Source organism: Rhizobium skierniewicense (assembly GCF_014196515.1).
In the GTDB taxonomy this organism is placed as follows: Bacteria; Pseudomonadota; Alphaproteobacteria; order Rhizobiales; family Rhizobiaceae; genus Agrobacterium; species Agrobacterium skierniewicense.
Genome location: NZ_JACIDV010000014.1, coordinates 48237 through 73236, shown reverse-complemented (window position 1 = coordinate 73236; position 25000 = coordinate 48237). Strand labels below are relative to the sequence as shown.

Genomic DNA, 25000 nt, shown 5'->3' with positions numbered 1-25000 from the left:
TCTACTCCAGATTTTGGACCTGTTCGCGGAATTGATCGATCACGACTTTCAATTCGATACCAGCAGCGGTTACAGCACTGGCGTTGGATTTGGAACAGATTGTATTCGACTCCCGGTTAAATTCCTGTGCAAGAAAGTCGAGCTTGCGTCCCACCGGCACGCCGCTGCTCAACAGCTCCCTCGACGCAGCGACATGGCCGATCAACCGGTCGATCTCTTCCCGCAAATCGGCCTTGGTGGCGAGCAGAACCGCTTCGGCATGGACGCGGTCACGGTCCAGACCGCTGCCATCACCAATCAGCGCAATCTGGGCAGCAAGGCGCGCGCGAATCTGCTCGGGCTGACGCGATGGATCAGCCTCGATGATTTTGGTCAGTTGCTCGATTTTGTCGATATGGCCGGACAAAACGGCAAACAGCGACGCCCCCTCTCGCGCCCGCATGGCGGCAAGGGCCGAGACCGCCGACGCGAAGCCAGTCACAATATCCAGATTTCGCGCCTGCTGCGCATCCGGACTTTCCTCGGGCTCTTTGAATTCCACAAGTCCGCGAATGGACAGCAATGTGTCGAGGCTCAACGGCGCATCGCTGACAAGAGCTCCCAGATCGTGCTTCAGTGCCAGAACGGCATCCAGCGCATCGCGGTTGATGACCGCTTCCTGCTTCGCCTCGGTGGCGGATAGGCTGAGGCCTGCCTGGATGTTGCCGCGGGACAGGCTTTTCGCCGCGATGTCCCGCAACTCTGTTTCGAGTGCTTCCAGTCCGGTTGGCAGCCGCAGACGGAGATCAAGCCCCTTGCCGTTGACGGAGCGAAGCTCCCAAGCCCAGCGATAGCGCCCGCACGAGCCTTCGCTGCGTGCAAAGCCTGTCATGGATTGCAATGTCATCGATGTCCCCCTCAAACGACCATTGCCACCTCTAGGGCAGCAATGGCGTATGACCTCAATTGTTGGCTGGCCTTTCGGCCTGCGAGCCGGCGGGCTGGCCATCCACCACCCCTTCCGGTGTGCCACCTGCAGCAGCCCGTTCCGCTTCGATCTTGCGCCAGCGGCGAACATTGTTGTTATGGTCGTCCAGTGTCTTGGCAAACGTATGCCCACCCGTGCCATCGGCCACGAAATAGAGGTCATCAGTTCGCCAGGGGTTGGCCGTCGCTTCCAGTGCCGCCCGGCCCGGATTGGCAATCGGCTGCGGTGGCAGACCACGGATGATGTAGGTGTTGAACGGTGTTTCCTTTTGCAAATCCGATTGGTAGATCGGCCTGTCGGAAGGCTTACCCTCGCCACCGAACAATCCGTAGATGATCGTCGGATCGGATTGAAGACGCATATTCTTTTTCATGCGATTGTAGAAGACAGAGGCGACGTGGCCGCGCTCGTCATCCTTGCCGGTTTCCTTTTCCACGATCGACGCCAGTGTGACGAACTCTTCGATCGTCTTGATCGGCAGATCCGGATCGCGCCGTTCCCAAATCGCCTGCACGAGACGCGATTGTGCTGCGCGCATCTGGCTGACAACCTCCTCGCGTTTGGTGCCGCGCGTAAAGGGATAGGTGTCGGGACGCAAGGACCCTTCCGGTGGCAGTTGGGCGGGTAGATCACCCTCCAGCACGGGTTCGCTGGCAAGGCGTGCGAACATCTGCTTGACCGTCAGACCTTCCGGCATCGTGATCGTGTAGAAAATGGACTTGCCGGACTCCAGAAGACCGAGAATGTCTTTCATGGAGGTGCGGGCCTTGATTTCATATTCGCCAGGCTTCGGCGTCCCGCCACCCGCCAGATATTTATCGGCCATGAGGCGGAAAATGCGAGCGTTGGAAATAGCGCCACTTCGCTCCAGATTGCTGGCGATTTCCGCAAGCCCGGCGCCGTTGCGGACCGTAATCGTCGTATTCGTCTCAAGCGGACCCGGCTCGTGAAACGAATTGAGCATGTAGTAGAAAGCCGCGACGCCAATGATGCAGACTGCGACGGTCAACGTCATCAGGAAATTGAGGAAGATGACCAGTTGGCTATGGGCCTTACGGGAGCGCTTGGGCGGCAACGGAACCTTTTCAGGTCTCAAAGCCTCTGTTGGAGATTTTGGAATGATCGGGCCGCCCTTGCTCTCGGTTGAGCCTTCACGTCCTTGCGGGGCCTGATTGTTCTCTCTCGTATCGCTCACCGGCGGTCCTTTTCAGTTCGGCATTACAACGGCTTATTGAGCAGGCAATGCGGCAAAAACAGGTTCGGCAGGCTATTCTGCACTCGGTAGACAGGGAAACGTTCTACACATCTTCGTTTACAAAGATATCAGTGTTTCCGCTCTCGAAAGCTGCCCGAAGAGGCAACGTAGGTGGAAATCCCGGCTGTGAGACCGGGAGGAGAGAGGTTTTTCTGCGATTCTGCGCTCAACGGCAAGAGCCGTCACACTCAGTCTTCGAAACGACGCAGCACCAGGGATGCGTTGGTGCCGCCGAAACCGAACGAATTCGACAGGGCGACGTCAACCTGACGCTTGCGCGCCGTGTGCGGAACCAGATCGATCGCCGTCTCGACTTCGGGATTGTCGAGGTTGAGCGTCGGAGGGACAATATTGTCGCGGATTGCAAGCGTCGCGAAGATCGCTTCGATTGCACCGGCGGCCCCTAGAAGGTGACCCGTGGCGGACTTGGTCGACGACATGGAGATCTTAGACGCCGCATTCCCCACGAGACGTTCCACCGCGCCGAGTTCGATGGTGTCGGCCATGGTCGATGTGCCGTGGGCATTGATATAATCGACGTCGGCAGGTGCCAGCCCCGCGCGCTTCAATGCCATCGTCATGCAGCGGTAAGCACCCTCGCCGTCTTCCGACGGCGCTGTAATGTGGAACGCATCGCCCGACAGGCCATAACCCACGACTTCGGCGTAGATCTTTGCGCCGCGCGCCCTGGCGTGCTCCAACTCTTCGAGAACGACGATACCGGCACCCTCACCCATGACAAAGCCATCGCGGTCCTTGTCATAGGGGCGTGAAGCCTTTTGCGGGTCGTCATTGTGCTGCGTGGAAAGCGCCTTGCAGGCCGCGAAACCAGCAAGCGAAATACGGCACACGGGCGATTCTGCGCCACCGGCCACCATCACATCGGCGTCGCCGAGCATGATCAGGCGGGCTGCATCGCCGATCGCATGCGCGCCTGTCGAGCAGGCAGTCACAACGGAGTGGTTCGGACCGCGCAGCTTGTGGCGGATGGAAACCTGGCCGGAAATGAGATTGATCAGACGACCGGGAATGAAAAAAGGTGAGATGCGGCGCGGGCCTTTGTCGCGCAGCGTATAACCAGCTTCGACGATACCTTCCAGACCGCCGATACCGGAGCCGATCAGCACGCCGGTCATGATCTGGTCTTCGTCAGTACCCGTCATCGGATGCCAGCCAGCGTCGTTCAGCGCCATTTCGGCTGCGGCCATACCATAGACGATAAAGGGGTCGACCTTGCGCTGTTCCTTGGGCTCCATCCAATCGTCGGCATTGAAGGTTCCGTTGGAACCATCACCGACAGGAATGCGGCAGGCGATTTTGGCGGGGAGGTCTTCGACCTCGAACTCCGTCACGAGACGGGCGCCGTTGTGTCCGGCCAAGAGCCGTTCCCACGTCACTTCCGTTCCGCAGCCTAGAGGAGATACCATGCCGGTACCGGTGATAACGACACGTCTCATCGCCAATGCTCCGCCCAAATCCCTGTCATCCCCAGCGCATCGGCCTGAAAATCGGAAGCGATTTCGAAAAAGCGGATGCGTCGACTACACCTATTAAAGCAACTCTTGGCGTCTGTTGGAAGCCTGTTGCCTCATGCATCGTGCAGCACCCGCCAAATGTCGAGTGCTGCACGATAAAATAGTGGCCCGGACAGGCCGGGCCATATGGGGAAGGCAAAGGCCTTCCCTCAGTTGGTCAGGCGATTAAGCCTGAGCCTTTTCGATGAACTTGACAGCGTCGCCGACCGTGAGGATCGAGTCAGCTGCGTCGTCCGGGATTTCAACGCCGAATTCTTCTTCAAACGCCATAACCAGTTCAACGGTGTCGAGCGAGTCAGCGCCCAGATCGTCGATGAAGCTAGCGCCCTCAACGACTTTTTCGGCGTCAACGCCAAGATGATCAACTACAATTTTCTTTACGCGTTCTGCGATATCGCTCATGTCGGTTTCCTCGACCTTTATTTTGAAAGGAATGTCTTCACAGACACCCTGCCCTGTTAAAACCCCCAGGCGCCCTCTAAAACAGACGCCCTGGGCAAACCCGTTCAACCCGTCTCAAGCTAAACATCGCGGCAATAAATCGCAACGGTCACTTTAATTTCCGGGACGACTGTTCACAGTCTCCGCCCGCTTAACACGGTTTCCTGCGGGAAAAAAGCCTTAAAATAGTGCTAACCATCTTGCTCTACAGGCATTTTTCCCACGCCGCCCTGCGCGGGACGCTTATCAAATCATCGCCATACCGCCGTTAACATGTAAGGTCTGTCCTGTCATGTAGCTGGCTTCATTGGACGCAAGGTAAAGAACGGCAGATGCGATTTCCGTCGCCGTACCCATACGCTTCATGGGAATAGCACCCATGATCGAATCTTTCTGCTTGTCGTTCAGTTTTCCCGTCATCGCGCTTTCGATGAAACCCGGAGCCACACAGTTTACCGTCACATTCCGGCTCGCGATTTCCTGCGCCAGCGACTTGGAAAAACCAATCATGCCTGCCTTGGAGGCGCAATAATTCGCCTGGCCCGGGTTACCCGTTACGCCGACGATGGAGGTGATGTTGATGATGCGGCCAAAACGGCGACGCATCATCGGATGTGTCAGTTCCCGCGTCAGGCGAAATGTCGAGGTCAGATTGACCTCAAGCACAGTGTCCCAGTCCTCGTCGCTCATGCGAACGAACAGACCGTCCTTGGTGATGCCCGCATTGTTGACAAGAATATCGACGCCCCCAAGCTCGGCTTCTGCCTTTTCGCCCAGTGCCTTGACGTCGGCGCGGTCGGAGAGGTTGGCCGGAAAAATCTGGACGCGGTCGCCCAATTCGGCGGCCAGCGCCTCAAGCTTTTCGACACGGGTTCCGTGCAGGCCGACGATGGCGCCCTGAGCGTGCAGCGTGCGGGCGATTTCTTCACCAATACCACCGGTCGCACCGGTGACGAGGGCCTTGCGGCCGGTCAGATCAAACATGGTGTTCATCCTTTGCTATATCTCTTGAACTCAGCCGATGAGGGTTTCGAGCACTGCGTCGATATCGGCGGGCGTGTTGACGGCAATACCGTTCACCGTCTTGTCGATGCGGCGGGCAAGACCCGTCAGAACCTTGCCCGAGCCGATTTCATAGAGCGTCGTCACATCGTTTGCAGCAAACCATTCCACGGTTTCGCGCCAGCGAACCTGACCCGTGACCTGCTCGACCAACAGACGTGCGATTTCCTCGGCGTCCGAAACAGGAGCCGCGACAACATTGGCGATCAACGGCACGACCGGCGGGTTTTTCTGCACCCCTGCCAGCGCCTCGTGCATGATGTCTGCCGCAGGTGCCATCAATGCGGAGTGGAAAGGCGCCGATACCGAGAGCATCAACGCGCGCTTGGCGCCTTTTTCAGTCGCGAGACGCGCAGCCTTTTCGACCGCCGGCTTACCACCGGAAATGACCAGCTGGCCGCCGCCATTGTCATTGGCGATCTGGCAGACGCTGCCAACTGCCGCTTCCTCGCAGATCGTCGCCACATCGCTATGCTCCAGGCCGATGATCGCAGCCATGGCACCCTCACCCGCAGGCACGGCGGCCTGCATGGCATTGCCACGGATGCGCAAAAGACGGGCCGTATCGGACAGCGAGAACGTACCGGCAGCGCACAGCGCCGAATATTCGCCCAGTGAATGACCGGCGACATAGGACACCTTGTCGGCCAGCTTCAGCCCGCGCGCTTCAAGCACACGCATGACGGCGACGGAAACCGCCATCAGCGCAGGCTGGGCATTTGCCGTCAGCGTCAGCGTCTCTTCCGGTCCGTTCCACATGATGTGCGAAAGCTTTTGGGCAAGCGCTTCATCAACCTCTTCAAAGACGGCCCGCGCCTCTGGAAAGGTCTCTGCAAGGTCCTTGCCCATGCCGACAGCTTGGCTGCCCTGACCCGGAAATGTGAATGCAATAGCCATGGGATCCATCCCTTCTCTTCTCTATCGGAACTTCCATTCACACTCCGCCCCGCAGAGTCAAGGCTTTGAGGGGCGGAGGTGACATGTGTCCACGTCTCAAGAACGGTCTTTTGCGGCCTAGCGGCTAAACAGGCCAACGACTTCAGTGATGCACAAAACGACGAACAGCAACGCCGAAATGCCCAACAGGCCGTTCGAAACCCAGCCGCTGCGCCACTCTTTCGGCACGCGACTGGAGTTCAACAGCCAGATCAGCGTCAACGCCAGAAAGGGCATGAAGAAGGCTCCCAGCGCGCCATAGACAATGACGAGCAGGAAGGGGCGTCCCAGGAACAGCAACACCATGGGCGGTATGGTCAGCCAGAAGAGATAGAAACGGAAGGCGGGCGTCTTCTCCAGTCCTTCCCGAGAGCCGGTTTCACCTTTGACGCCGCGCACGAAATCCGCAAACAGCATGGACACGCCCTGCCAGACGCCAAGGACCGACGAAATCGCCGTGGCGAAGAAGCCGATCAGAAACAGGGTGGACATGGTGCTGCCGAATCGTTCCTCCAGCACTCTGTCGAGATCCAGAAGACTCCGGTCGCCGCTCGAAAGGGCGATCTGCGAGGCATAGAGCAGCTCGGCACCGATGATGAGCATGGAAATAACGAACATGCCCGTGACGATATAGGCGACGCGGTTGTCCAGTCGCATCACGCCCATCCAGGCGGGCGTGCGCCAGCCCTTCGCATTCACCCAGTAACCATAGGATGCCATGGTGATGGTGCCACCCACGCCGCCGATCAGACCCAACGTGTAGATAGCAGATCCTTGGGGCACGGAGGGGATGAGCCCCGTTACGGCCTCGCCGACATTCGGAGACACCATGATGGCGATGCCGATCACGATAACGAACATGATGCCGATGAAGATCTTCATCACCGCTTCGAATGCGTCGTAGCGGTTGAACGCCACGAAAGTGGCGCAGGAGAGCCCGGTCAGCACGGCCCAAATCCACAGCGGCACGGACGGAAAGAAAACGGCAAGCGGCAGCGCGGTGGCGCTCATGGCCGTCGCACCGTAAACGAACCCCCAGACCATGATATAGATGCCGAAATACCAGCTGGTCCATTTGCCCAGGGATCTCCAGCCCTCGAGCATGGTCGACCCCGTCGCCAGATGGTAGCGCGCGGACCCCTCGGCGAGCGCAATCTTCACGACACAGCCGAGAACGGCAGCCCACAGTAGCGCGTAACCGAATCGGGAGCCGGCAATCAGCGTGGCGACGAGGTCGCCTGCTCCCACCCCTGTGGCGGCTGCCACGATGCCGGGACCGATCAGCTTCCATCGCCCGGTCGCTGGGGGCATGGCCGTATCGTCAGGAACTCCCGGTGGCGCACTTGCTGCGTTATCTGTCATTCACGGTCCTCCGTTTTGATGTCGTGGTCGAAATCTCAAACGCGCACTGATTGGGTTGGCTGCGCGCAAAAAGGGAAAAGCATCTCCTTTTCTGCAATAGTCAGAGCTAAATTACTACCCTTGAGCGTCAGAGCGATCTTCAAGATGTCGAAGCCAAGAGTTTGTGGAATGATTTTCCTTGCTCTTGGAAGATTCCCGGCTAGTGTCCACCACATCTCCCAAGCGGTCAGACACAGCATCAGGATCTTTCCATGAAACAGAATATATTGGGTCGCACGGATATTTCCGTGTCCGAAATCTGCCTCGGTACCATGACATGGGGCACCCAGAACACGGAAGCCGAAGCCCATGAGCAGATGGATTACGCCATCGAGCAGGGCGTGAATTTTTTCGATACCGCCGAGCTTTACCCGACAACGCCACTGTCTGCGGAAACGCAGGGGCGTACCGAAGAGTATATCGGCACGTGGTTCCAGAAGACCGGCAAACGCAAGGACGTCGTGCTGGCCACCAAGGTCGCCGGTTCGGGACGCGATTATATCCGGGGCGGCCGCGACATTGACGCGGCAGGTATCCGTGAAGCGGTCGATACCAGCCTTTCTCGGCTCAAGACGGATTATATCGATCTCTACCAGGTCCATTGGCCGAACCGTGGGAGCTATGCGTTCCGTGCCTCCTGGACCTTCGATGCGTCCTCGCAGGACAAGGTCAAGACGATTGCCGAAATCACCGAAAAGCTGGAAACGCTGGGCGAACTGGTCAAGGCGGGTAAAATCCGCGCCATCGGCCTTTCCAACGAAAGCGCCTGGGGCACGCAGAAGTTCATCGAGATTGCCGAGGCAAAGGGTCTGCCACGGGTCGTCTCCATCCAGAACGAATATAATCTTCTCTACCGTCCTTTCGATCTGGACCTGGCGGAAGTCTCCCATCACGAAGACGTCGGCCTTCTGGCCTACTCACCTCTGGCTGGTGGTATCTTGAGCGGCAAGTACCAGAGCGGTGCCCGGCCTGAAGGTTCGCGTGCTTCGATCAACGGCAATATCGGTGGACGTTTGCAGCCCTTGCAGGAAGCGCCGGTCAAGGCCTATCTGGAACTGGCCTATGAGCATGGGATCGATCCGTCACAGCTGGCCATTGCGTTTACGCTGACACGCCCCTTCATGGCGTCTTCCATCATCGGTGCGACGACCATGGAGCAGCTGAAGATCAATATCGCAGCAGCCGATCTCACGCTTTCGGATGTCGTCCTGAAGGGCATAGCCGATATTCACCGGCAGTATCCGATGCCGATCTGATACGGTGCAAACCGTGCTTTTTCGGGTAGCGCCCTTGCATTGCGGTCAAAAATCCGTATAAGCGCGCTGTTCACAACACCCGGTCCAATTGGCTGGTGGCTGAACGGAGGGCTGGTTTCGGCGACGAAACAGCAGGACCATAAGGTTTCCGGCCTCCCGTGTCTCCGCTCTCGACCGTCTCGAACAACGCTTTTCTTGCCCTTGGCTTTTGCCAAACAGGAGCAGTCGTTGAGGCTTAGCGCCGTTGCCGGGTGATGAATGAAACGCAAGAAAGGCAAAGCTTAAATGGCTCTTTACGAACACATCTTCCTTGCCCGGCAGGATATCACTGCCCAGCAGGTTGACGCACTTGTCGAGCAGTACAAGGGCGTTATCGAATCGTACGGCGGTAAGGTCGGACGCGTCGAAAACTGGGGTCTGAAGTCCCTGACATACCGCATCAAGAAGAACCGCAAGGCTCACTACGCTCTGATGGACATCGATGCTCCGGCACCGGCTATCCACGAAATCGAGCGTCAGATGCGCATCAACGAAGACATTCTTCGTTACATGACCATCGCTGTTGAAGCGCACGAAGAAGGTCCATCTGCAATGATGCAGAAGCGCGACCGCGACGACCGTCCACGCCGTGATGGCGACCGTCCAGACCGTGGCCCGCGTGAAGGCGGCTTCGATCGTGGTCCACGTCCGCCTCGCGAAGGTGGCTTCGGCGACCGTGAAGACCGTCCGCGCCGTCCGCGCGAAGACCGTGCATAAGGAGAATTGATTATGGCTGATGCATCCTCTTCCCAGGCACGTCGTCCTTTCCACCGCCGTCGCAAGACGTGCCCTTTCTCCGGCGCAAACGCTCCGAGAATTGACTACAAGGACGTCCGTCTTCTGCAGCGCTACATTTCCGAGCGTGGCAAGATCGTTCCTTCCCGTATCACAGCTGTTTCGCAGAAGAAGCAGCGCGAACTCGCCCAGGCGATCAAGCGCGCTCGTTTCCTCGGCCTGCTGCCTTACGTTCTAACCTAAGTGACTGCACGAGGCTGCGCGTCTGCGCGGCCTCGTTTTCTCTCAGATATCCTTCCGCGTTGGGCGTGGATCGATCTTGAAATGAAATCCCATGTTGGGGATCGGGTTCACACAGGACCATCCTCTAACTGCTACAGAATTCCAGCAGGACAGCGACGTGCCAAAACTGAACCAGACAGTGCTGATCTCCGGCATTCTTGCCGGCATATGCGCAGCGTTTCTCACGCTCGGCGCAACCGCACAGTCGTCGATGTCTTTCCTGCTCTACGCGGCATCCGCGATGCCGGTGCTCGTCGCCGGTTTCGGCTGGGGCAATGCTTCGGCCATCGTTGCCATCTTGTCTGCCGCTTTCCTCGGTGCCCTCGCCGTTTCACCGGTCTTTGCCCTGACGATCTCGATCTTTACGCTGGTTCCTGCAGGCTGGCTTGCCCATCTTGCCAATCTGGCACGTCCGGCGTCGGAACTCGGCGGCCCCCAAGACCTTCTGGCATGGTACCCGCTGTCGGGCATCATCCTGCATCTGTGTGGTCTCATCACCCTTTCCGTGATCATTCTCGGCACGATGATCGGCTACGGCCCGGATCTCGTGTCGCAGCTGGTCGATGTGATGATGAGCTCGGTGCAGGCGCGCGAAGCCGGTTTCACACCCGATGCTGCGGCGCTGGCGCAGACCAAGGTCCTGCTCGTGCTGATGCTGCCGATGATCCAGGGCGGTCTCTGGGTCATCATGCTGTTTGCGGCCTACTATTTCGCCAGCCGCATGGTGCGCTCCTTCGGCAAGGGTCTTCGCCCGCGTGAGGACATTGCAGCGGCACTGCGCATGCATCGCAACGCGATCTTCATTTTTTTGGGCGGCATCGTCATGACCTTCGTCGGCGGCACCGTGGCAATGATCGGCGCCGTCATCTGCGGCACCTTCGGCGCAGGCTTCCTGATGGCGGGTTATGCCTCGCTGCACCACAAGTCCAAGGGCAAGGACTGGCGCTGGCCGGTTCTGGTGCTTTCCTACATTTCAGCGATCTTCGTCTTTCCGCTGTTCATCATTCTCGTCTTGGGCCTGAGCGACGTGCGCAGCACGATCTCCCTCACCCCGACACGGAAAACCGACAACAATAACGAAACCGAAAACTAGAAAGGATCAAGAAGATGGAAGTCATTCTTCTCGAACGTATCGCCAAGCTTGGCCAGATGGGCGAAACCGTAAAGGTTCGCGATGGCTACGCACGTAACTTCCTGCTGCCGCACGGCAAGGCTCTTCGCGCCAACGCTGCCAACAAGACCCGTTTCGAATCCGAGCGTGCAACGCTTGAAGCGCGTAACCTCGAGCGCAAGTCCGAAGCACAGACCGTTGCCGACGCACTGGCCGGCAAGAGCTTCATCGTTGTCCGTTCTGCTGGCGAAACCGGCCAGATGTACGGCTCCGTTGCTGCCCGTGACGTTGTTGAAATCCTCGGCGCCGAAGGCTTCAACATCGGTCGCAACCAGGTCGAGCTCAACACACCAATCAAGACCATCGGTCTGCACAACGTTACGCTTCACCTGCATGCCGAAGTCGAGCTGCAGATCGAACTGAACGTTGCTCGTTCCGCTGAAGAAGCTGAGCGTCAGGCAAAGGGCGAAAGCCTCACATCTGCCGACGCCATCTACGGCGTTGACGAAGACGCGCTTCGTCCAGAAGACTTCTTTGATCCAGACGCAGACCGCGATGAAGGCGACGACGAGTAATCGTTTCAAGCCCGTTAGTCCAAAAGCAAAACCCCGGATGGCGACATCCGGGGTTTTTGCGTTTTATGGGGGATGTGTGTGGGCGTAGCTCCGCGGTTTGTCGGCTGCTCGGAGTGTGTGGCTACCCCCTCTGCCCTGCCGGGCATCTCCCCCTCAGGTGGGGAGATCGACTCGTGGCAACCTTCCGGCCATCTCTCGCGTCGAGAGTTAAGTGGTGTCAGTCCGCCCAGCCAATCTCCCTCCTTGCGGGGGAGATGTCCGGCAGGACAGAGGGGGTAAGCCACACCCGCTGTGCGAAAAAAATTCCATGAGAAAACGAAATCCACGTTGGTCACGCTTTCCCGTTCACGCGGCGCACTGCGCCCGTGGTATGCCTTACCCCTCGACCCTAAGAACATACGCAAATGCGGACATGCCTTTGGTATGGTGTTTGTCGTTGGCTTCCGCATTTGCGTGGCCCTGAAATCTTGCTCAGGCCAGATCGTTGATGATCCGACCTGAGTTTTGTTGGCAGTCTTCGGTGAAACCTGGCCACCTCGATGGTCCGAAGCCGTGAATGGTCCCCGGATCGAAATGGATGGTCCACCAGTCTCCATGCCCGCCTGCACGTCTACAGCCAGACATCAACCTCCGCCTCCGACACATGTTTCGCGACACATTGCGGCTGCGGACGTGGGGAGAGTGTAGGCATGGGTTGAGTCGCCGTGGAGAAAACTTTTTTATTTTATTTTTTGGAGGGTGAAGTCGTTATTTCGCAGCGGTCTTTGCACTCTCCGGCGCCTTGCCTTTGTCTACCCGCACCACCACCGACATGCCCGGAGACAGCTCTGCGGCCAAGGGCTGATCGGGGTCGATGGAAATGCGCACGCCAAGACGCTGGGCAATCTTGACGAAGTTGCCGGTTGCGTTGTCCGGCTTGATCACGGCGAATTCGGATCCGGCAGCGGGTGCAAAACGCTCGACCTTTCCACTCAGCCTCTTGCGATGCAGGGCATCGACGGAGATCGAAACCGCCTGCCCCGCTTCCATTCCGGCGAGCTGCGTTTCCTTGAAGTTGGCAACGACCCAGATGTCATGCGGCACGACCGCCATCAACTGCGTTCCGGCAGCGACATACTGGCCTACGCGAACACCGACTTCACCCAGCTTGCCGTCCTTGGGCGCGTGAATCTCGGTGTTTTGCAGATCGATCTTCGCCAGCTCGACAGCCGCCTCCGCATTGGCGACCGCCGCCTGCAGGGAACCACGGTTGATGATGATGGTCTGCAAATCCTGCCGTGCCACCTCAAGCGCTGCCTTCGCCTGTGAGAGACCCGCACGGGCCTTATCGAGGCTGGCCTGCGCCTCCTCCTGCACGCTTGAGATGCCTGCCCCGCTGCGGACAAGACTATCCTGACGATCTGCCGCGAGTTGCGCCTGTTTCAGAGACGCCTGGGCTCCATCCACGGCTGCTTCGCCCGATGCGATATTCGCTTTGGCGGCGATTTCCTGCTGGCGGGAATTATCGAAAGCCGCTTTCTGACTGTCGAGTGAAGCATTGGCCTGCGCCAGTTTCTGGCGGAAAATACGGTCATCGACCTTGGCAAGAATATCGCCCTGCTTGACCTCCTGATAATCCTTGACCGGCACATCGACGACATACCCGCTGACCTGCGGGCTCATCGTGGTGACGTAACCGCGCACATAGGCATTGTCGGTCATTTCCACGGAACTGGAAAAGGGTGGCAGCCGCCATGCGTAAAGCACCAGCGCGACACCGGCGACGCCGCCGAGGAGAACGATGAGGGTAAGAGGCGTAAGCGTTTTCTTCAGCATATGATTTCTCTGGACAATCAGGATTGGGGTGCGGTCACGACGTCATCTCCGCTTCTCAGCGAAGGCTTGATCCGTAACCATGCAAGATGAAGGAGAAGCATGACAAGAGCAGCGGCGGCGCAAACCGAAATCAGCAGGAACGTGTCGTTATAAGCCAGGATATAGGCCTCACGCGTCACCTGCGCGCCCAGCAACGTCACACCTTCCGCCTTCAGCAATGCGGCATCGGTGATGACATGGCTGTAGCCTGCCGATAGCTGGCTGACACGCTGCGCGACCTGCGGGTTCTGGAGCAGAATGCTTTCCACCAGAATGTTCGAGTGGAATTTTTCCCGCAGGGTGACGAAGGAGCCGAGAAGACCCGTTGTCAGCATGGAGCCTGTGATCTGCGTGAACAGGAAGATGGTGATGAAGTTGACGAGGTAAGGCGCGCCCTTTGCCAAGGCGGCGCCAAAGCCCTTTGACATGACCGGCGGCAGGAACATGGCAGCACCGAAGGCAATCATCGCCTGACTGAGATACATCTGTTCCGGCCTAACGAGATTGGTCGCGCTGCTATCCATGAACGCGCCGAGCGCAATTAGCGACAGGGCGATGACATGGGCCGTCTCCACATATTTCGTCAGCATCAACATCGCACAGGCCGCGCCGCCAAGAACGGTGGCCAGAATGATGAGCACATAAAGGCTGATTGTCTGATCGTTCAACAGTCCGAGCTGCTGGTAAAGACCAACCGCAGTCGAGGCCTGTTCCGAAGACACGGCGCGGTAGATCAGCAGGATGGTGATCATATGCAGGTTGGTGCGGGAAAATATCCAGCGCAGATCCAGCATCGGGTTCTTACGGGGCAGCTCGATGATGGTCATCAGCGTCAGAAGCGCGATCGACGACGCCAGCAAAACGCCAAGCCACCACGTCTCGAACCACCAGTAGAAGCGCCCAAGCGTCAGGAACACCGCAAGACAGCCAAGGCCACCGGCAAACAGAAGATAGCTGAGGATATCGATGCGCTCTATGACCTTGACGCGCGGCGGCGCTGTGAGCGGCAGAAGGTAGATGATGGGAAGGACCGCCAGCGCGAGCCCCACTTCCATGCTGTACAGCGCCTGCCAGCCGTCTATCTCAAGCAAGGACGGGGAAACGATGCGGGCAATGGGCGATGACAGCAGCGTGCCCGTGAGCGCGATGCTGAGGCCGAGCGTCAACTTGCGCTGCACGGGGAAGGCTTCGAGAATATAGAGGAAGCCGAGCGAAGACAGCGGTGCCGCCGCCATGCCGCTGACGAAACGCACCACGATGCCCGAATGCAGATCGGTGACGAAAAGATTGAGGCAGGACGCAAAAACGAACATGATGATGCTGATTTCGGCAAAGGGCCGAAGGCCATATTGCTGGCGCACCTTGAACAGCGCGATGGAGAACGTGGCATAGGGTGCCATGTAGGCGGCCGACATCCACGCCACCTCCGCCACGGTGGCTGAAAACTCACCCTGCAACTGGTAGATATTGGCCATGACGATGTTCATGCCCATGCCCTGGGTTATGAAGAAACACAGGCCAGATGCGATATAGAGCACCTTCATGAAAAATGATTTTTCCGGCGGCTGGGCGGGCGCAGCACTGGGTTCGACTGCCGCTGGTCTGGCAGTTTCCTCCTCCGGCAGATCGCGCATGTCTGAAACGGCATTGCTCACGGCTGCACCTTTTCCCCTGCGAGGTTTTGCAGATTGGCAGACAGACGTCGAACAACCTCCAATGCGGACCTGATCTCATCCGTCGAAATATCGATGGCAATGTCGGCGCGCATGCATTTCGCCTGCATATGCACATCCTCGAATGTTGTTACACCATCTGGCGTCATGTGTATGCGCTTTGCCCGCCGGTCAGCCTCGTCAGAACGCCGTTCGATGAGGTTTTGTTTCTCCATGGCGTCCAGCACGCGAACGAGCGTTGGCGTTTCGATTTCCAGTTCCTCAGCAAGCTCTTTTTGCGTCAAAGGGCCACGGCGAGACAGCGCGAAAAGCGCTCTGGCGCGCGCAAGCGTCAGCCCCTGCTCCGCCACCCTCGCATCGAAGAAAGACCGGAGCTTTCGGTTGAAAGCAGCCATTTCATCGAAAAGCTGTTCTTTTTCGCTTGCCCGCGACAATGTCATCAACCCTTATAATTAGCACGCTATCTATTTTTCCTATTTATTTTCACGACCACAAATATGCAAGTGGCTCTGTTGAAATAGCAGCCATGTCTTACACTCATGGCAGACCGAAACCGATTCGTTTCCGTCGCGGCGACGCGCATGACCGAGCCTGTGGATTACTGTTGACAACATCGGCAGTGGGAGCATCCAGCGCCGTTCCGGCGAGCCTGCATGGCACTGTTGCCGCATTGTCCTTGACTGCGGGGGCCGCGCACTTCAAACCGGCAGACTTGCAAGAAACGAAGGCTTCAAACCGGCCTCAAGGGAGATCACAGACACCATGAACGACACTGTGAGAAAGATCACCCCCGCCCCTGCTGCTGAACCGCTCTACCGCGAAGCCCCGAACAACATCGAAGCGGAACAGGCGCTGCTGGGTGCCATTCTCGTCAACAACGATGCCTATTACCGGGTTTCCGACTTCCTCAAGCCCGTGCATCTGTTCGAGCCGCTTCACCGCAAGATTTTCGAAGTGGCGGGCGATATCATCCGCATGGGCAAGACGGCCAACCCCGTCACCATCAAGACCTTTCTGCCCGCAGACGGCAAGATCGGCGACATGACGGTTGCGCAATATCTCGCGCGCCTGGCGTCGGACGCCGTCTCCATCATCAACGCGGAAGACTATGGCCGCGCCATTTACGATCTGGCGCTGCGTCGGGCGCTGATCCAGATCGGCGAAGACGTCGTCAACATCGCCTATGATGCGCCGCTGGACATGCCGCCGCAAAGCCAGATCGAAGACACCGAGCGCCGCCTGTTCGAGCTGGCCGAAACCGGTCGTTACGATGGCGGCTTCCAGTCCTTCAACGACGCCGTATCGCTCGCCATCGACATGGCCGGTGCAGCCTTCGAGCGTGACGGCAATCTCTCCGGCATCTCCACCGGCATCCATTCGCTGGATGGCCGAATGGGTGGCTTGCAGCGTTCCGACTTGATCGTGCTTGCGGGACGTCCTGGCATGGGCAAGACCTCACTTGCCACCAACATCGCCTATAATATCGCCGCATCCTACGAGCAGGAAATCCAGCCTGACGGTTCCTACAAGGCCAAGAACGGTGGCGTCGTCGGGTTCTACTCGCTCGAAATGTCGTCCGAACAGCTGGCGACCCGTATCATTTCCGAGCAGACCGAAGTGTCGTCATCCAAAATCCGCCGTGGTGAAATCACCGAGGCCGACTTTGAAAAGCTCGTTGCGTGCAGCCAGATGATGCAGAAAGTGCCGCTTTATATCGACCAGACGGGTGGTATCTCCATCGCCCAGCTGTCCGCCCGTGCACGCCGCCTCAAGCGCCAGCGCGGCCTTGATTGCCTTGTGGTGGATTATATCCAGCTGATGACCGGTTCCGGCAAAAGCGGCGAGAACCGCGTGCAGGAAATCACCCAGATCACCACCGGCCTGAAGGCGCTGGGCAAGGAACTCAACGTTCCCATCATCGCGCTTTCACAGCTCTCGCGTCAGGTGGAAAGCCGCGAAGACAAGCGTCCTCAACTCTCCGACCTTCGCGAATCGGGCTCCATCGAGCAGGACGCGGACGTGGTGCTGTTCGTGTTCCGTGAGGAATACTACGTCAAGAACATGGAGCCGCGCGATATTTCCGACCCGAAATATGCCGAATGGGAAGCGCTGTTCGACAAGGTCAAAGGCACAGCAGACGTCATCATCGCCAAACAGCGTCACGGACCGACGGGCACGGTGAAGCTGGCGTTCCAAGCGGAGTTTACCCGCTTTGCGGATCTGGCAGATCCATCGTTCACGCAATACGAAGAGCATTGATTTCCAATTCAGCCCCGCCACGAACGTTGCGGGGCTCAGTCTTTTCAAGCGCTTGGTGATATCGATTTACAAACCGATTCCGCGCAGCACAGCCACCGTCACCACGCCCGTTGCGGCGGCGGGCAGCAACGACAGGCGCGTTGCCGCAAGCGCCGTCACCGCGCAGGCAATGCTTTCGGCAAGACCGGTTGAAATGGCTGTGGGCGTGACAACCGCCATGAGTACGGCTGGTGGAACAGCCGTCAATGCTTTCTTGGTACGGCCGGTGAACTCCACGTAACGAAGGAGAAGCAGTCCGCCCATGCGTGTCGCGATTGTTGCGGCCGCCATGGCGAGGATGACAAGCAGGGTGTTTGCATCAAGCGTCATGCTGGCTGCTCCGCTTTTTGCCCGGTGAAAGCAGCAACCAGAAGCCCGGCCAGCGCACCGGCGGCGATGTACCATGCGCCTGCAATATAAGTATGCGTAAGGTAGGAAGCGGTCGCGCTTGCCAGCAGCACAAGACCCGTTTCGCTGCCCTTCCAGAAACCCATCAACAGCACGATGAAAACCGCCGGAAAGGCGAAATCCAGACCGATAATTGCCGTATCGCCCATGACCGACCCCAGCAAAGCGCCCGCCAGCGTGGAGATGTTCCACAGCGCGTAAATCGACAAGGCAGCGGCGGTGAAAAAGGCTGGCGTCAAATGGGTGCGCATGGCGCGAAATTCCGACAAGGCCCAGGATTCATCCGTAAGCACTGGCATGGCGGCGAATTTCTGCCATTCCTTGAAACCTTGCATTTTTCCCCGCAATCGACGCGCTCATTAACACATGCCGCAGGTTCACAAGCAGTGCGGCAAAGCCTAACGCTGTCCAGCTTGCCGGATGCCCCCATGAATCCATGGCCACGAATTGCGCGCCACCCGCAAAAACCAGAACTGACATGAGACAGGCTTCGAGTGGAGACAAACCCTTGGCCACAGCGACGGCACCGAACACCGCCCCAATCGGCACCATCGCAACGAGCAGAGGTGCGGCGGCTTTCAGTCCGGCGGCGAATTCGGCAGTCTCTATGGTCCGTGGCATGGCAATCTCCTATTTTGGAGATGCGATTAATGCTTGGTCGGTATCGCCGTCTTGAACGAAAATGACATCTGCCCTACGCCGCACGAAATTGTCCCGGTGTAATGCCCATCCGCGCTTTGAAATGGCGATTGAAGTGGGCCTGATCTGCAAAGCCGCACAGTGCTGCAATATCTGCCAGCGGTTCCCCGTTACGTAGAAACTTTTTGGCTTTGCGGATCCGCACATCCGTCAGATAGGCATGGGGTGTGATGTGGAACTCTTTGCGAAACGCCCGAATGAGATGGGCGCGGCTGAGACCTGCTGTTTTCGCCAGTTCCTCCAGCCCTATATCCACATCGAAATTGTCGTTCAGGTAATCCCGCGTGGTGTGGACCGCTGTTTTCTCACTCTTTTCCAACGGCAGGATGATGCTGCTGCCGTAACGGCGAAAAAGTTCCGCCATGACGCAATACATGCCCTCATCCGCCTCCAGAGCGCCAACCTTCATTTCCATGCGATGGTGGGCGATCTGAAATGCTGTGGCCATTTGCGGATCATACGGCAGGAAACGTGGGAAGGATGGCGTGCCGTGGAACGCGCGGCCTGTCACATCTTCAATCACATTACGCAGCAGAGCGATGGTTGGATAAATCATGCGGTAGCGATATCCGCAGCCGCCCGGGGCACCGTCGTGTATATCATCGGGGTTGATGAGGTAGAGATGCCCAGGCCCGGTCTGCTCTGTGGTGCCCTGAATGGTCGAGATTTGCAAGCCGCTTTCGATGGCGCCGATTGAAAATGTCTCGTGCGCGTGCGGAGAATATTCATGCGTCAGAAATGTCGCGCTCAGGCATTCCATGCCATCAAAACGCCCATCGCGCCAGAAACGTGTGGTTTCCGTTGCGGCAAGCGGCATGACATCTATGGCCTGTTCCTGCGAAACATTGGGCATAGCCACAGTTTAGTCCAAACGGACATTACCGTCTTGAACAAAAGTGATACAGCAATAACCATCCCCTCACCGGACGCCCGACGATGAATGATGAATTCGATGACACTCTGCCCGACGCGGAAATGGACGCTTTCGAGGCCGCTCCGCTTCGCCTGACGGTGGATCTTGGCGCACTGGCTGATAACTGGCGCGACATGAACACACGTTCCGGCAAGGCGCGCGCCAGCGCGGTGGTGAAGGCCGATGCCTATGGCATGGGGATCGAGGATTGCGGTGCGACGCTTTATCATGCAGGCGCGCGGGACTTCTTTGTCGCCACCGTGGCGGAAGGTGCCACACTTCGCCCGCATGCGCCGGAAGCCCGCATCTTCGTGCTATCGGGCATCTGGCCGGGGCAGGAAGCGCAGGTGTTCAACAACGACCTTGTGCCGGTGGTCGCCTCGGAAGAACAGCTTTCCTTCTGGATGAGCCTGATGGCAGACCGCGGCGATCATCCTTTCGCGCTGCATGTGGACACCGGTTTCAACCGGCTGGGTCTGCCGCTGGAGGACGCGCTCTATCTGGCCGATGATCCGACCCGTCCCGCCAGTTTCGACCCGGTGCTGGTGCTGTCTCACCTCGCCTGCGCCGATACGCCATCGTCGCCCATGAACAGGGCACAACTCGAATCATTCCGCAGGGTTAGCGCCGCCTTCGAAGGCATCGAATCAAGTCTGTCGGCTTCTGCCGGAATTTTCCTCGGCGCGGACTATCATTTCGATCTCACCCGTCCCGGCATCGCGCTCTATGGCGGTGAGGCCGTCAGCGACATGACCAACCCGATGCGGCCGGTCGCCAAGGCAGAAGCCCGCATCATCCAGATCCGTGATGCCGGTGAAGGCCAGACGGTGAGTTATGGCGGGACGTTTCGCCTGACACGCGCCAGCCGGTTGGCCATTGCCGCCGTCGGTTACGCCGACGGCTATCACCGCTCGCTCTCCGGATCGGGCATTCCGCTGCGCGACATGGGCTATGGCGGCGCTTACGGCTTCATCAACGGCTACGAAGTGCCCATTGCTGGCCGCGTGACAATGGACCTGACGATTTTTGACGTGACGGACGTCCCGCCAAACGCCATCCGTGCTGGAGACTACATCGAACTTTTCGGACCCAATGTGCCGGTGGATGAGGTGGCACGCGCGGCAGGCACCATCGGTTACGAAATGTTGACCGGCCTTGGATTGCGCTATGAGCGGCAATATCTGATCGAAGACGCGTGACGCTTTTCTTGCCTCTTGGAAAGCTGTTGTGACCTGTGCTATACGAGAACAAAAGGAGATCGAAATGACCGAAATTCATCTCAGCGAACAGGATCGCAAGTTTATTGATGAGCAGGTGAAGGCCGGCGTGTACAGGGACGCCGACGCGGTTGTTCATGCAAGCTTGCAGTTACTTGGAAGTGAACAAGAAGAACTCAAGCGAATGATTGCGGAAGCGGACGCGCAGTTTGAGCGTGGGGAATACCTCACATTCACGACAGCAGACAATTGGGCTGATTCTATTATAAAAAGAGGAATGAGCGAATTAGACAGAAGCAGCTAATTTACTCACCTCTCGCTGATCAAGACCTTCTTGAGATGTTTCTTTGGATCGCGGCTGATGACACGATGACGGCCTCAGCATTCATCCGCGATATAACAAGAAAAATAGAATGGATCGCGACCAGTGGTTTCCCTGGTCTACCGCGCGATGGGCTTTCCCAAGGATTGAAAGCGTTACCTTACAGGCAACGATGCATATAGTTTCGTATCGAGGCCGATACCGTACGCATTTTGCGTGTCATGCATGGCCGCAGACACCTGTCTCCTAAAGACTTCAAACAAGAAGAAAACTGACATTCATGGCCAAAGCCAAGACACAATTCATCTGCCAGAACTGCGGTACGGTCCACACCAGATGGGCGGGTAAGTGTGAGGGATGCGGCGAGTGGAACACCATCGTCGAAGAGGACCCGATGGGCGGCATCGGCTCTGGCCCCGGCAAAACGCCGAAAAAGGGCAGACCCGTTACCCTCACTTCACTTTCCGGTGAAATCGAGGAAGCGCCGCGTATTCCAACCGGTATGAGCGAGCTGGACCGGGCGACCGGCGGCGGCTTCGTGCGGGGGTCTGCGGTCCTGATCGGCGGTGATCCCGGCATTGGTAAATCCACGCTGCTGATGCAGGCGGCGGCCGCACTGTCGCGCCGCGGCCACCGCATCGTCTACGTCTCGGGCGAAGAGGCGGTGGCGCAGGTACGGCTGCGTGCGCAGCGTCTGGGTGCTGCCGACACAGATGTTCTCCTGGCGGCGGAGACCAATGTCGAGGACATTCTGGCGACGATTTCGGAAGGCAAACGGCCTGACCTGATCATCATCGACTCGATCCAGACGCTGTGGAGCGATACCGCCGATTCCGCTCCCGGCACGGTGACGCAGGTCCGCACCGGTGTTCAGGCGATGATCCGCTTTGCCAAGCAGACGGGGGCCACTATGGTTCTCGTCGGCCATGTGACGAAGGACGGACAGATCGCGGGGCCGCGCGTGGTGGAACACATGGTGGATGCCGTGCTCTATTTCGAAGGCGATCGCGGCCACCACTACCGTATTCTGCGCACCGTAAAGAACCGCTTCGGACCCACCGATGAAATCGGCGTGTTCGAGATGTCGGACAAGGGTTTGCGCGAGGTCTCCAACCCTTCCGAATTGTTCCTTGGCGAACGCAACGAGAAATCTCCCGGTGCAGCCGTCTTCGCGGGCATGGAGGGTACGCGCCCGGTACTGGTGGAAGTGCAGGCGCTGGTCGCGCCGACATCGCTTGGCACGCCGCGCCGTGCGGTCGTCGGCTGGGATTCATCGCGGCTTGCGATGATCCTTGCCGTGCTGGAAGCCCACTGTGGCGTGAAGCTTGGAAGCCACGATGTTTACCTCAATGTCGCAGGTGGCTATCGCATTTCCGAACCGGCGGCAGACATGGCGATTGCCTCTGCACTGGTTTCATCGCTTGCCGGTGTTGCACTGCCAGCCGATTGCGTCTATTTCGGCGAGGTCAGCCTGTCGGGTGCTGTCCGGCCCGTTTCGCACACGGGGCAGCGATTGAAAGAGGCTGAGAAGCTTGGCTTTGCCACCGCATGCCTGCCTTCGGCCTCTGCCGAGTTGCCAAAGGGTGCCAAAGGGCGCTGGACGGAAATCGAGAGCCTGCCGGATCTCGTGGCGCGTATCGCGGGTTCGGGTAACCGGTTCAGACAGGTTGAGGAAGAATGAGATTGATCCTTTCGCTGGCTAAGCGGCTAGTGTAATAGGAACGAAAGTTGGCACAGTGGCGCTCCCATTCAGTGTCGCGACCTCCGGAGTTGGTAAATGCCCATTACGATTTTCGACGGCATCGTTCTCGCCGTTGTCCTTTTCTCCGCTGTTCTCGCCATGGTGCGGGGGTTTTCGCGTGAAATTCTGTCCATCGCCAGCTGGGGCGGTTCGGTCGCCGCCGCCTATTATCTCTACCCGGTGTTGCTGCCCTATGCGCGCAACTATACCGATGACGACAAGATCGCGATTGCCGGTTCGGCAGGCATCATCTTCCTCGTCGCGTTGATCATCATCTCGTTCATCACCTCGCGCATTGCCGATTTCATCATTGACAGCCGCATTGGCGCACTCGACCGCACGCTTGGTTTCCTGTTCGGCGCTGCCCGCGGCATTCTGCTGCTGGTCGTTGCCGTTGCTTTCTGGAACTGGCTGGTGGATGTGAGAACGCAGCCAGAATGGGTCACACAGGCAAAGTCCAAGCCATTCCTCGATGGCCTCGTCGCCAAGCTCGAAGCCGGGCTGCCGGACAATATCGAACCGCAGATCCGTGCACGCATTCTCGGCAAGCCGCCAGAGGGCGCGACTGAACAGACGCCGGTGGACGATGCTCCGGCAACGACCGCCCCGACCACGACGAATTGACGCTGATGCGCGTCTTGCAATGCATGCAAGGCGCGCTATGTGTGCTAGACATTCACTTCAAGCAGCAGACAGACCACACTGGTAGAACAACGCTTACCAGGGCGGTTTTTGTTTTTGGTACTTAAGCAAAGGCAAGCCAGATGAACGAGCCGCTTTCGCATTCCACACTCAATGAAATCCTGGATGGCGATACCCTGCACGAAGAGTGCGGCGTGTTCGGCGTTCTTGGGCACCCGGATGCGGCGGCACTGACGGCACTTGGTCTGCACGCTCTCCAGCATCGTGGGCAGGAAGCCGCAGGCATGGTGTCGTTCGATGGCAAGCGTTTCTATCAGGAACGCCATATGGGCCTCGTCGGCGACCATTACACCAATCCGGCCACGCTGGCCCGCCTGCCTGGTTCGATCTGTATCGGCCACACCCGTTACTCTACAACCGGTGAAGTGGCGATGCGCAATGTGCAGCCTCTGTTTGCCGAGCTGGAAGAAGGCGGCATTGCGGTTGCCCACAACGGCAACTTCACCAACGGCCTGACGCTTCGCCGCCAGATCATCGCGACCGGCGCCATCTGTCAGTCCACGTCCGATACCGAAGTCGTGCTTCACCTCATCGCCCGCTCGCGCCATTCCTCCACGGCAGATCGCTTCATCGATGCCATCAGGCAGATGGAAGGTGGCTATTCGATGCTGGCCATGACGCGCACCAAGCTGATTGCCGCGCGCGATCCCACGGGCATTCGCCCGCTGGTGATGGGCGATCTCGACGGCAAGCCGATCTTCTGCTCGGAAACCTGCGCGCTCGATATTATCGGCGCCAAGTTCGTCCGCGATGTGGAAAATGGCGAAGTCATCATCTGCGAGATCCAGCCGGACGGTTCCGTGACCATCGATGCGCGCAAACCGGTCAAGCCGCAGCCGGAGCGTCTTTGCCTGTTCGAATATGTCTATTTCGCCCGCCCCGACTCTGTCGTTGGTGGTCGTAACGTCTACACCACCCGCAAGAACATGGGCAGCATCCTTGCCAAGGAAGCGCCGCTCGAAGCCGATGTCGTGGTGCCGGTGCCGGATGGCGGTACGCCAGCGGCGCTCGGCTTTGCGCAGGAGAGCGGGATTCCGTTCGAATACGGCATCATCCGCAACCACTATGTCGGCCGTACCTTCATCGAGCCGACGCAGTCGATCCGTGCGCTGGGCGTAAAGCTGAAGCATTCGGCCAACCGGGCGATGATCGAAGGCAAGCGCGTCGTTCTGGTGGATGACTCCATCGTGCGCGGCACGACATCGGTCAAGATCGTGCAGATGATCCGTGAAGCCGGGGCCAAGGAAGTTCACATCCGCGTTGCCAGCCCGATGATCTTCCACCCGGATTTCTACGGCATCGATACGCCTGACGCGGACAAGCTGCTGGCCAACCAGTATGCAGACGTCGCTGACATGGCGAAGTTCATCGGTGTCGATTCGCTGGCGTTCCTGTCCATCAATGGTCTCTATCAGGCCGTTGGCGGGGTGGACCGTAACAATGCGCGCCCGCAGTTCACCGACCACTATTTCACCGGTGAATACCCGACCCGCCTGCTCGACAAGAATGGCGAGTCCATGGGCAACAAGATTTCCATGCTGGCCAGCAACGGCTGACCACCCTTGCCCGCGCTTTGCG

The 25000-nt window shown here is 58.4% G+C and carries 23 protein-coding genes and 1 pseudogene; 11 read left to right on the top strand and 13 right to left on the bottom strand.

The features are described 5' to 3' along the window. Position 1: 1 nt before the first annotated feature. The 7 genes from GGQ73_RS19430 to GGQ73_RS19400 form a co-directional block, all read right to left on the bottom strand. Entirely contained in the window at positions 2 to 886 is an 885-nt protein-coding gene (locus GGQ73_RS19430; protein ID WP_183897497.1) for a YicC/YloC family endoribonuclease, read from the bottom strand. 55 nt (positions 887 to 941) lie between these two features. Beyond that, the gene (gene mltG / locus GGQ73_RS19425; RefSeq protein ID WP_183897496.1) at positions 942 to 2162 is read right to left on the bottom strand and encodes an endolytic transglycosylase MltG; all 1221 of its coding nucleotides are present in this window, start codon (positions 2160 to 2162) and stop codon (positions 942 to 944) included. A 248-nt stretch (positions 2163 to 2410) separates the two neighbouring features. Then, positions 2411 to 3679, bottom strand: a complete 1269-nt coding sequence (fabF, locus tag GGQ73_RS19420) for a beta-ketoacyl-ACP synthase II (protein WP_183897495.1) — start codon at positions 3677 to 3679, stop codon at positions 2411 to 2413. Positions 3680 to 3922: 243 nt separating this feature from the next. Continuing rightward, entirely contained in the window at positions 3923 to 4159 is a 237-nt protein-coding gene (locus tag GGQ73_RS19415; RefSeq protein WP_006727438.1) for an acyl carrier protein, read from the bottom strand. A gap of 285 nt (positions 4160 to 4444) precedes the next feature. Then, positions 4445 to 5182, bottom strand: a complete 738-nt coding sequence (fabG, locus tag GGQ73_RS19410) for a 3-oxoacyl-[acyl-carrier-protein] reductase (protein WP_174152588.1) — start codon at positions 5180 to 5182, stop codon at positions 4445 to 4447. A gap of 30 nt (positions 5183 to 5212) precedes the next feature. Further along, entirely contained in the window at positions 5213 to 6157 is a 945-nt protein-coding gene (gene fabD, locus GGQ73_RS19405) for an ACP S-malonyltransferase (protein WP_174152587.1), read from the bottom strand. Between the two features lie 117 nt (positions 6158 to 6274). Further along, the gene (locus GGQ73_RS19400; RefSeq protein WP_183897494.1) at positions 6275 to 7558 is read right to left on the bottom strand and encodes an Nramp family divalent metal transporter; all 1284 of its coding nucleotides are present in this window, start codon (positions 7556 to 7558) and stop codon (positions 6275 to 6277) included. Between the two features lie 251 nt (positions 7559 to 7809). On the opposite strand from GGQ73_RS19400, the gene GGQ73_RS19395 reads away from it, so the two are divergent. The 5 genes from GGQ73_RS19395 (at position 7810) to rplI (ending at position 11595) form a co-directional block, all read left to right on the top strand. Further along, the gene (locus GGQ73_RS19395; protein ID WP_183897493.1) at positions 7810 to 8853 is read left to right on the top strand and encodes an aldo/keto reductase; all 1044 of its coding nucleotides are present in this window, start codon (positions 7810 to 7812) and stop codon (positions 8851 to 8853) included. Positions 8854 to 9138: 285 nt separating this feature from the next. Continuing rightward, positions 9139 to 9609: a 30S ribosomal protein S6 gene (gene rpsF / locus GGQ73_RS19390; RefSeq protein ID WP_174152583.1), complete on the top strand. Its 471-nt coding sequence runs from the start codon at positions 9139 to 9141 to the stop codon at positions 9607 to 9609. A gap of 12 nt (positions 9610 to 9621) precedes the next feature. Further along, positions 9622 to 9870 (top strand): 30S ribosomal protein S18, encoded by a 249-nt coding sequence (gene rpsR, locus GGQ73_RS19385; RefSeq protein ID WP_045231829.1) that lies wholly within the window; start codon positions 9622 to 9624, stop codon positions 9868 to 9870. A gap of 157 nt (positions 9871 to 10027) precedes the next feature. Next, the gene (locus tag GGQ73_RS19380; RefSeq protein ID WP_174152582.1) at positions 10028 to 11002 is read left to right on the top strand and encodes a DUF2232 domain-containing protein; all 975 of its coding nucleotides are present in this window, start codon (positions 10028 to 10030) and stop codon (positions 11000 to 11002) included. Positions 11003 to 11016: 14 nt separating this feature from the next. Next, entirely contained in the window at positions 11017 to 11595 is a 579-nt protein-coding gene (gene rplI / locus GGQ73_RS19375; RefSeq protein ID WP_174152581.1) for a 50S ribosomal protein L9, read from the top strand. A 747-nt stretch (positions 11596 to 12342) separates the two neighbouring features. On the opposite strand, the gene GGQ73_RS19370 is transcribed toward rplI, so the two are convergent. From GGQ73_RS19370 to GGQ73_RS19360, 3 genes are read right to left on the bottom strand one after another with little or no spacing between them, the layout of a single operon-like run. Further along, the gene (locus GGQ73_RS19370) at positions 12343 to 13410 is read right to left on the bottom strand and encodes an HlyD family secretion protein (protein WP_183897492.1); all 1068 of its coding nucleotides are present in this window, start codon (positions 13408 to 13410) and stop codon (positions 12343 to 12345) included. A 17-nt stretch (positions 13411 to 13427) separates the two neighbouring features. Beyond that, complete coding sequence (locus GGQ73_RS19365; RefSeq protein ID WP_183897533.1) at positions 13428 to 15083, bottom strand: MFS transporter; 1656 nt, start codon at positions 15081 to 15083, stop codon at positions 13428 to 13430. A 17-nt stretch (positions 15084 to 15100) separates the two neighbouring features. Next, positions 15101 to 15556: a MarR family winged helix-turn-helix transcriptional regulator gene (locus GGQ73_RS19360; protein WP_183897532.1), complete on the bottom strand. Its 456-nt coding sequence runs from the start codon at positions 15554 to 15556 to the stop codon at positions 15101 to 15103. Between the two features lie 328 nt (positions 15557 to 15884). Between GGQ73_RS19360 and GGQ73_RS19355 the strand changes: the two genes are divergently transcribed. Then, positions 15885 to 17381 carry a replicative DNA helicase gene (locus tag GGQ73_RS19355; RefSeq protein WP_183897491.1) on the top strand — a complete coding sequence of 499 codons (1497 nt, stop codon included), beginning with the start codon at positions 15885 to 15887 and terminating at the stop codon, positions 17379 to 17381. A 66-nt stretch (positions 17382 to 17447) separates the two neighbouring features. Here GGQ73_RS19355 and GGQ73_RS19350 read toward each other — a convergent pair whose 3' ends face one another. From GGQ73_RS19350 to GGQ73_RS19340, 3 genes and pseudogenes are all read right to left on the bottom strand, one after another. Next, positions 17448 to 17750, bottom strand: a complete 303-nt coding sequence (locus GGQ73_RS19350) for an AzlD family protein (protein ID WP_183897490.1) — start codon at positions 17748 to 17750, stop codon at positions 17448 to 17450. Beyond that, a pseudogene (locus GGQ73_RS19345) lies at positions 17747 to 18449 on the bottom strand (AzlC family ABC transporter permease). Before GGQ73_RS19345 ends, GGQ73_RS19350 begins: the two are co-directional and overlap by 4 nt. Before the next feature lie 73 nt (positions 18450 to 18522). Continuing rightward, the gene (locus GGQ73_RS19340; RefSeq protein ID WP_183897531.1) at positions 18523 to 19380 is read right to left on the bottom strand and encodes an AraC family transcriptional regulator; all 858 of its coding nucleotides are present in this window, start codon (positions 19378 to 19380) and stop codon (positions 18523 to 18525) included. 83 nt (positions 19381 to 19463) lie between these two features. Between GGQ73_RS19340 and alr the strand changes: the two genes are divergently transcribed. The 5 genes from alr to purF all read left to right on the top strand — a co-directional run bounded on the left by alr (position 19464) and on the right by purF (position 24978). Then, a complete protein-coding gene (alr, locus tag GGQ73_RS19335) occupies positions 19464 to 20639 on the top strand; it encodes an alanine racemase (protein ID WP_183897489.1) in 1176 nt (391 codons plus the stop codon). Positions 20640 to 20703: 64 nt separating this feature from the next. Further along, positions 20704 to 20961: a type II toxin-antitoxin system ParD family antitoxin gene (locus tag GGQ73_RS19330; RefSeq protein ID WP_183897488.1), complete on the top strand. Its 258-nt coding sequence runs from the start codon at positions 20704 to 20706 to the stop codon at positions 20959 to 20961. Positions 20962 to 21259: 298 nt separating this feature from the next. After that, positions 21260 to 22660 (top strand): DNA repair protein RadA, encoded by a 1401-nt coding sequence (gene radA / locus GGQ73_RS19325; protein ID WP_174152574.1) that lies wholly within the window; start codon positions 21260 to 21262, stop codon positions 22658 to 22660. Between the two features lie 96 nt (positions 22661 to 22756). Beyond that, positions 22757 to 23344 carry a CvpA family protein gene (locus GGQ73_RS19320; RefSeq protein ID WP_183897487.1) on the top strand — a complete coding sequence of 196 codons (588 nt, stop codon included), beginning with the start codon at positions 22757 to 22759 and terminating at the stop codon, positions 23342 to 23344. Between the two features lie 140 nt (positions 23345 to 23484). After that, on the top strand, positions 23485 to 24978 hold the full coding sequence (gene purF / locus GGQ73_RS19315; RefSeq protein WP_174152572.1) for an amidophosphoribosyltransferase: 1494 nt from the start codon (positions 23485 to 23487) through the stop codon (positions 24976 to 24978). The last annotated feature ends 22 nt before the right edge of the window (positions 24979 to 25000 follow it).

Excerpts from the sequence above, each read along its gene's own strand:
- GGQ73_RS19430 (WP_183897497.1), bottom strand. The coding sequence starts at position 886 with ATGACATTGCAATCCATGACAGGCTTTGCACGCAGCGAAGGCTCGTGC.
- fabF (WP_183897495.1), bottom strand. The coding sequence starts at position 3,679 with ATGAGACGTGTCGTTATCACCGGTACCGGCATGGTATCTCCTCTAGGC.
- GGQ73_RS19415 (WP_006727438.1), bottom strand. The coding sequence starts at position 4,159 with ATGAGCGATATCGCAGAACGCGTAAAGAAAATTGTAGTTGATCATCTT.
- fabG (WP_174152588.1), bottom strand. The coding sequence starts at position 5,182 with ATGTTTGATCTGACCGGCCGCAAGGCCCTCGTCACCGGTGCGACCGGT.
- fabD (WP_174152587.1), bottom strand. The coding sequence starts at position 6,157 with ATGGCTATTGCATTCACATTTCCGGGTCAGGGCAGCCAAGCTGTCGGC.
- GGQ73_RS19400 (WP_183897494.1), bottom strand. The coding sequence starts at position 7,558 with ATGACAGATAACGCAGCAAGTGCGCCACCGGGAGTTCCTGACGATACG.
- GGQ73_RS19395 (WP_183897493.1), top strand. The coding sequence starts at position 7,810 with ATGAAACAGAATATATTGGGTCGCACGGATATTTCCGTGTCCGAAATC.
- rpsF (WP_174152583.1), top strand. The coding sequence starts at position 9,139 with ATGGCTCTTTACGAACACATCTTCCTTGCCCGGCAGGATATCACTGCC.
- rpsR (WP_045231829.1), top strand. The coding sequence starts at position 9,622 with ATGGCTGATGCATCCTCTTCCCAGGCACGTCGTCCTTTCCACCGCCGT.
- rplI (WP_174152581.1), top strand. The coding sequence starts at position 11,017 with ATGGAAGTCATTCTTCTCGAACGTATCGCCAAGCTTGGCCAGATGGGC.
- GGQ73_RS19370 (WP_183897492.1), bottom strand. The coding sequence starts at position 13,410 with ATGCTGAAGAAAACGCTTACGCCTCTTACCCTCATCGTTCTCCTCGGC.
- GGQ73_RS19365 (WP_183897533.1), bottom strand. The coding sequence starts at position 15,083 with ATGCGCGATCTGCCGGAGGAGGAAACTGCCAGACCAGCGGCAGTCGAA.
- GGQ73_RS19355 (WP_183897491.1), top strand. The coding sequence starts at position 15,885 with ATGAACGACACTGTGAGAAAGATCACCCCCGCCCCTGCTGCTGAACCG.
- GGQ73_RS19350 (WP_183897490.1), bottom strand. The coding sequence starts at position 17,750 with ATGACGCTTGATGCAAACACCCTGCTTGTCATCCTCGCCATGGCGGCC.
- GGQ73_RS19340 (WP_183897531.1), bottom strand. The coding sequence starts at position 19,380 with ATGCCCAATGTTTCGCAGGAACAGGCCATAGATGTCATGCCGCTTGCC.
- alr (WP_183897489.1), top strand. The coding sequence starts at position 19,464 with ATGAATGATGAATTCGATGACACTCTGCCCGACGCGGAAATGGACGCT.
- GGQ73_RS19330 (WP_183897488.1), top strand. The coding sequence starts at position 20,704 with ATGACCGAAATTCATCTCAGCGAACAGGATCGCAAGTTTATTGATGAG.
- radA (WP_174152574.1), top strand. The coding sequence starts at position 21,260 with ATGGCCAAAGCCAAGACACAATTCATCTGCCAGAACTGCGGTACGGTC.
- GGQ73_RS19320 (WP_183897487.1), top strand. The coding sequence starts at position 22,757 with ATGCCCATTACGATTTTCGACGGCATCGTTCTCGCCGTTGTCCTTTTC.
- purF (WP_174152572.1), top strand. The coding sequence starts at position 23,485 with ATGAACGAGCCGCTTTCGCATTCCACACTCAATGAAATCCTGGATGGC.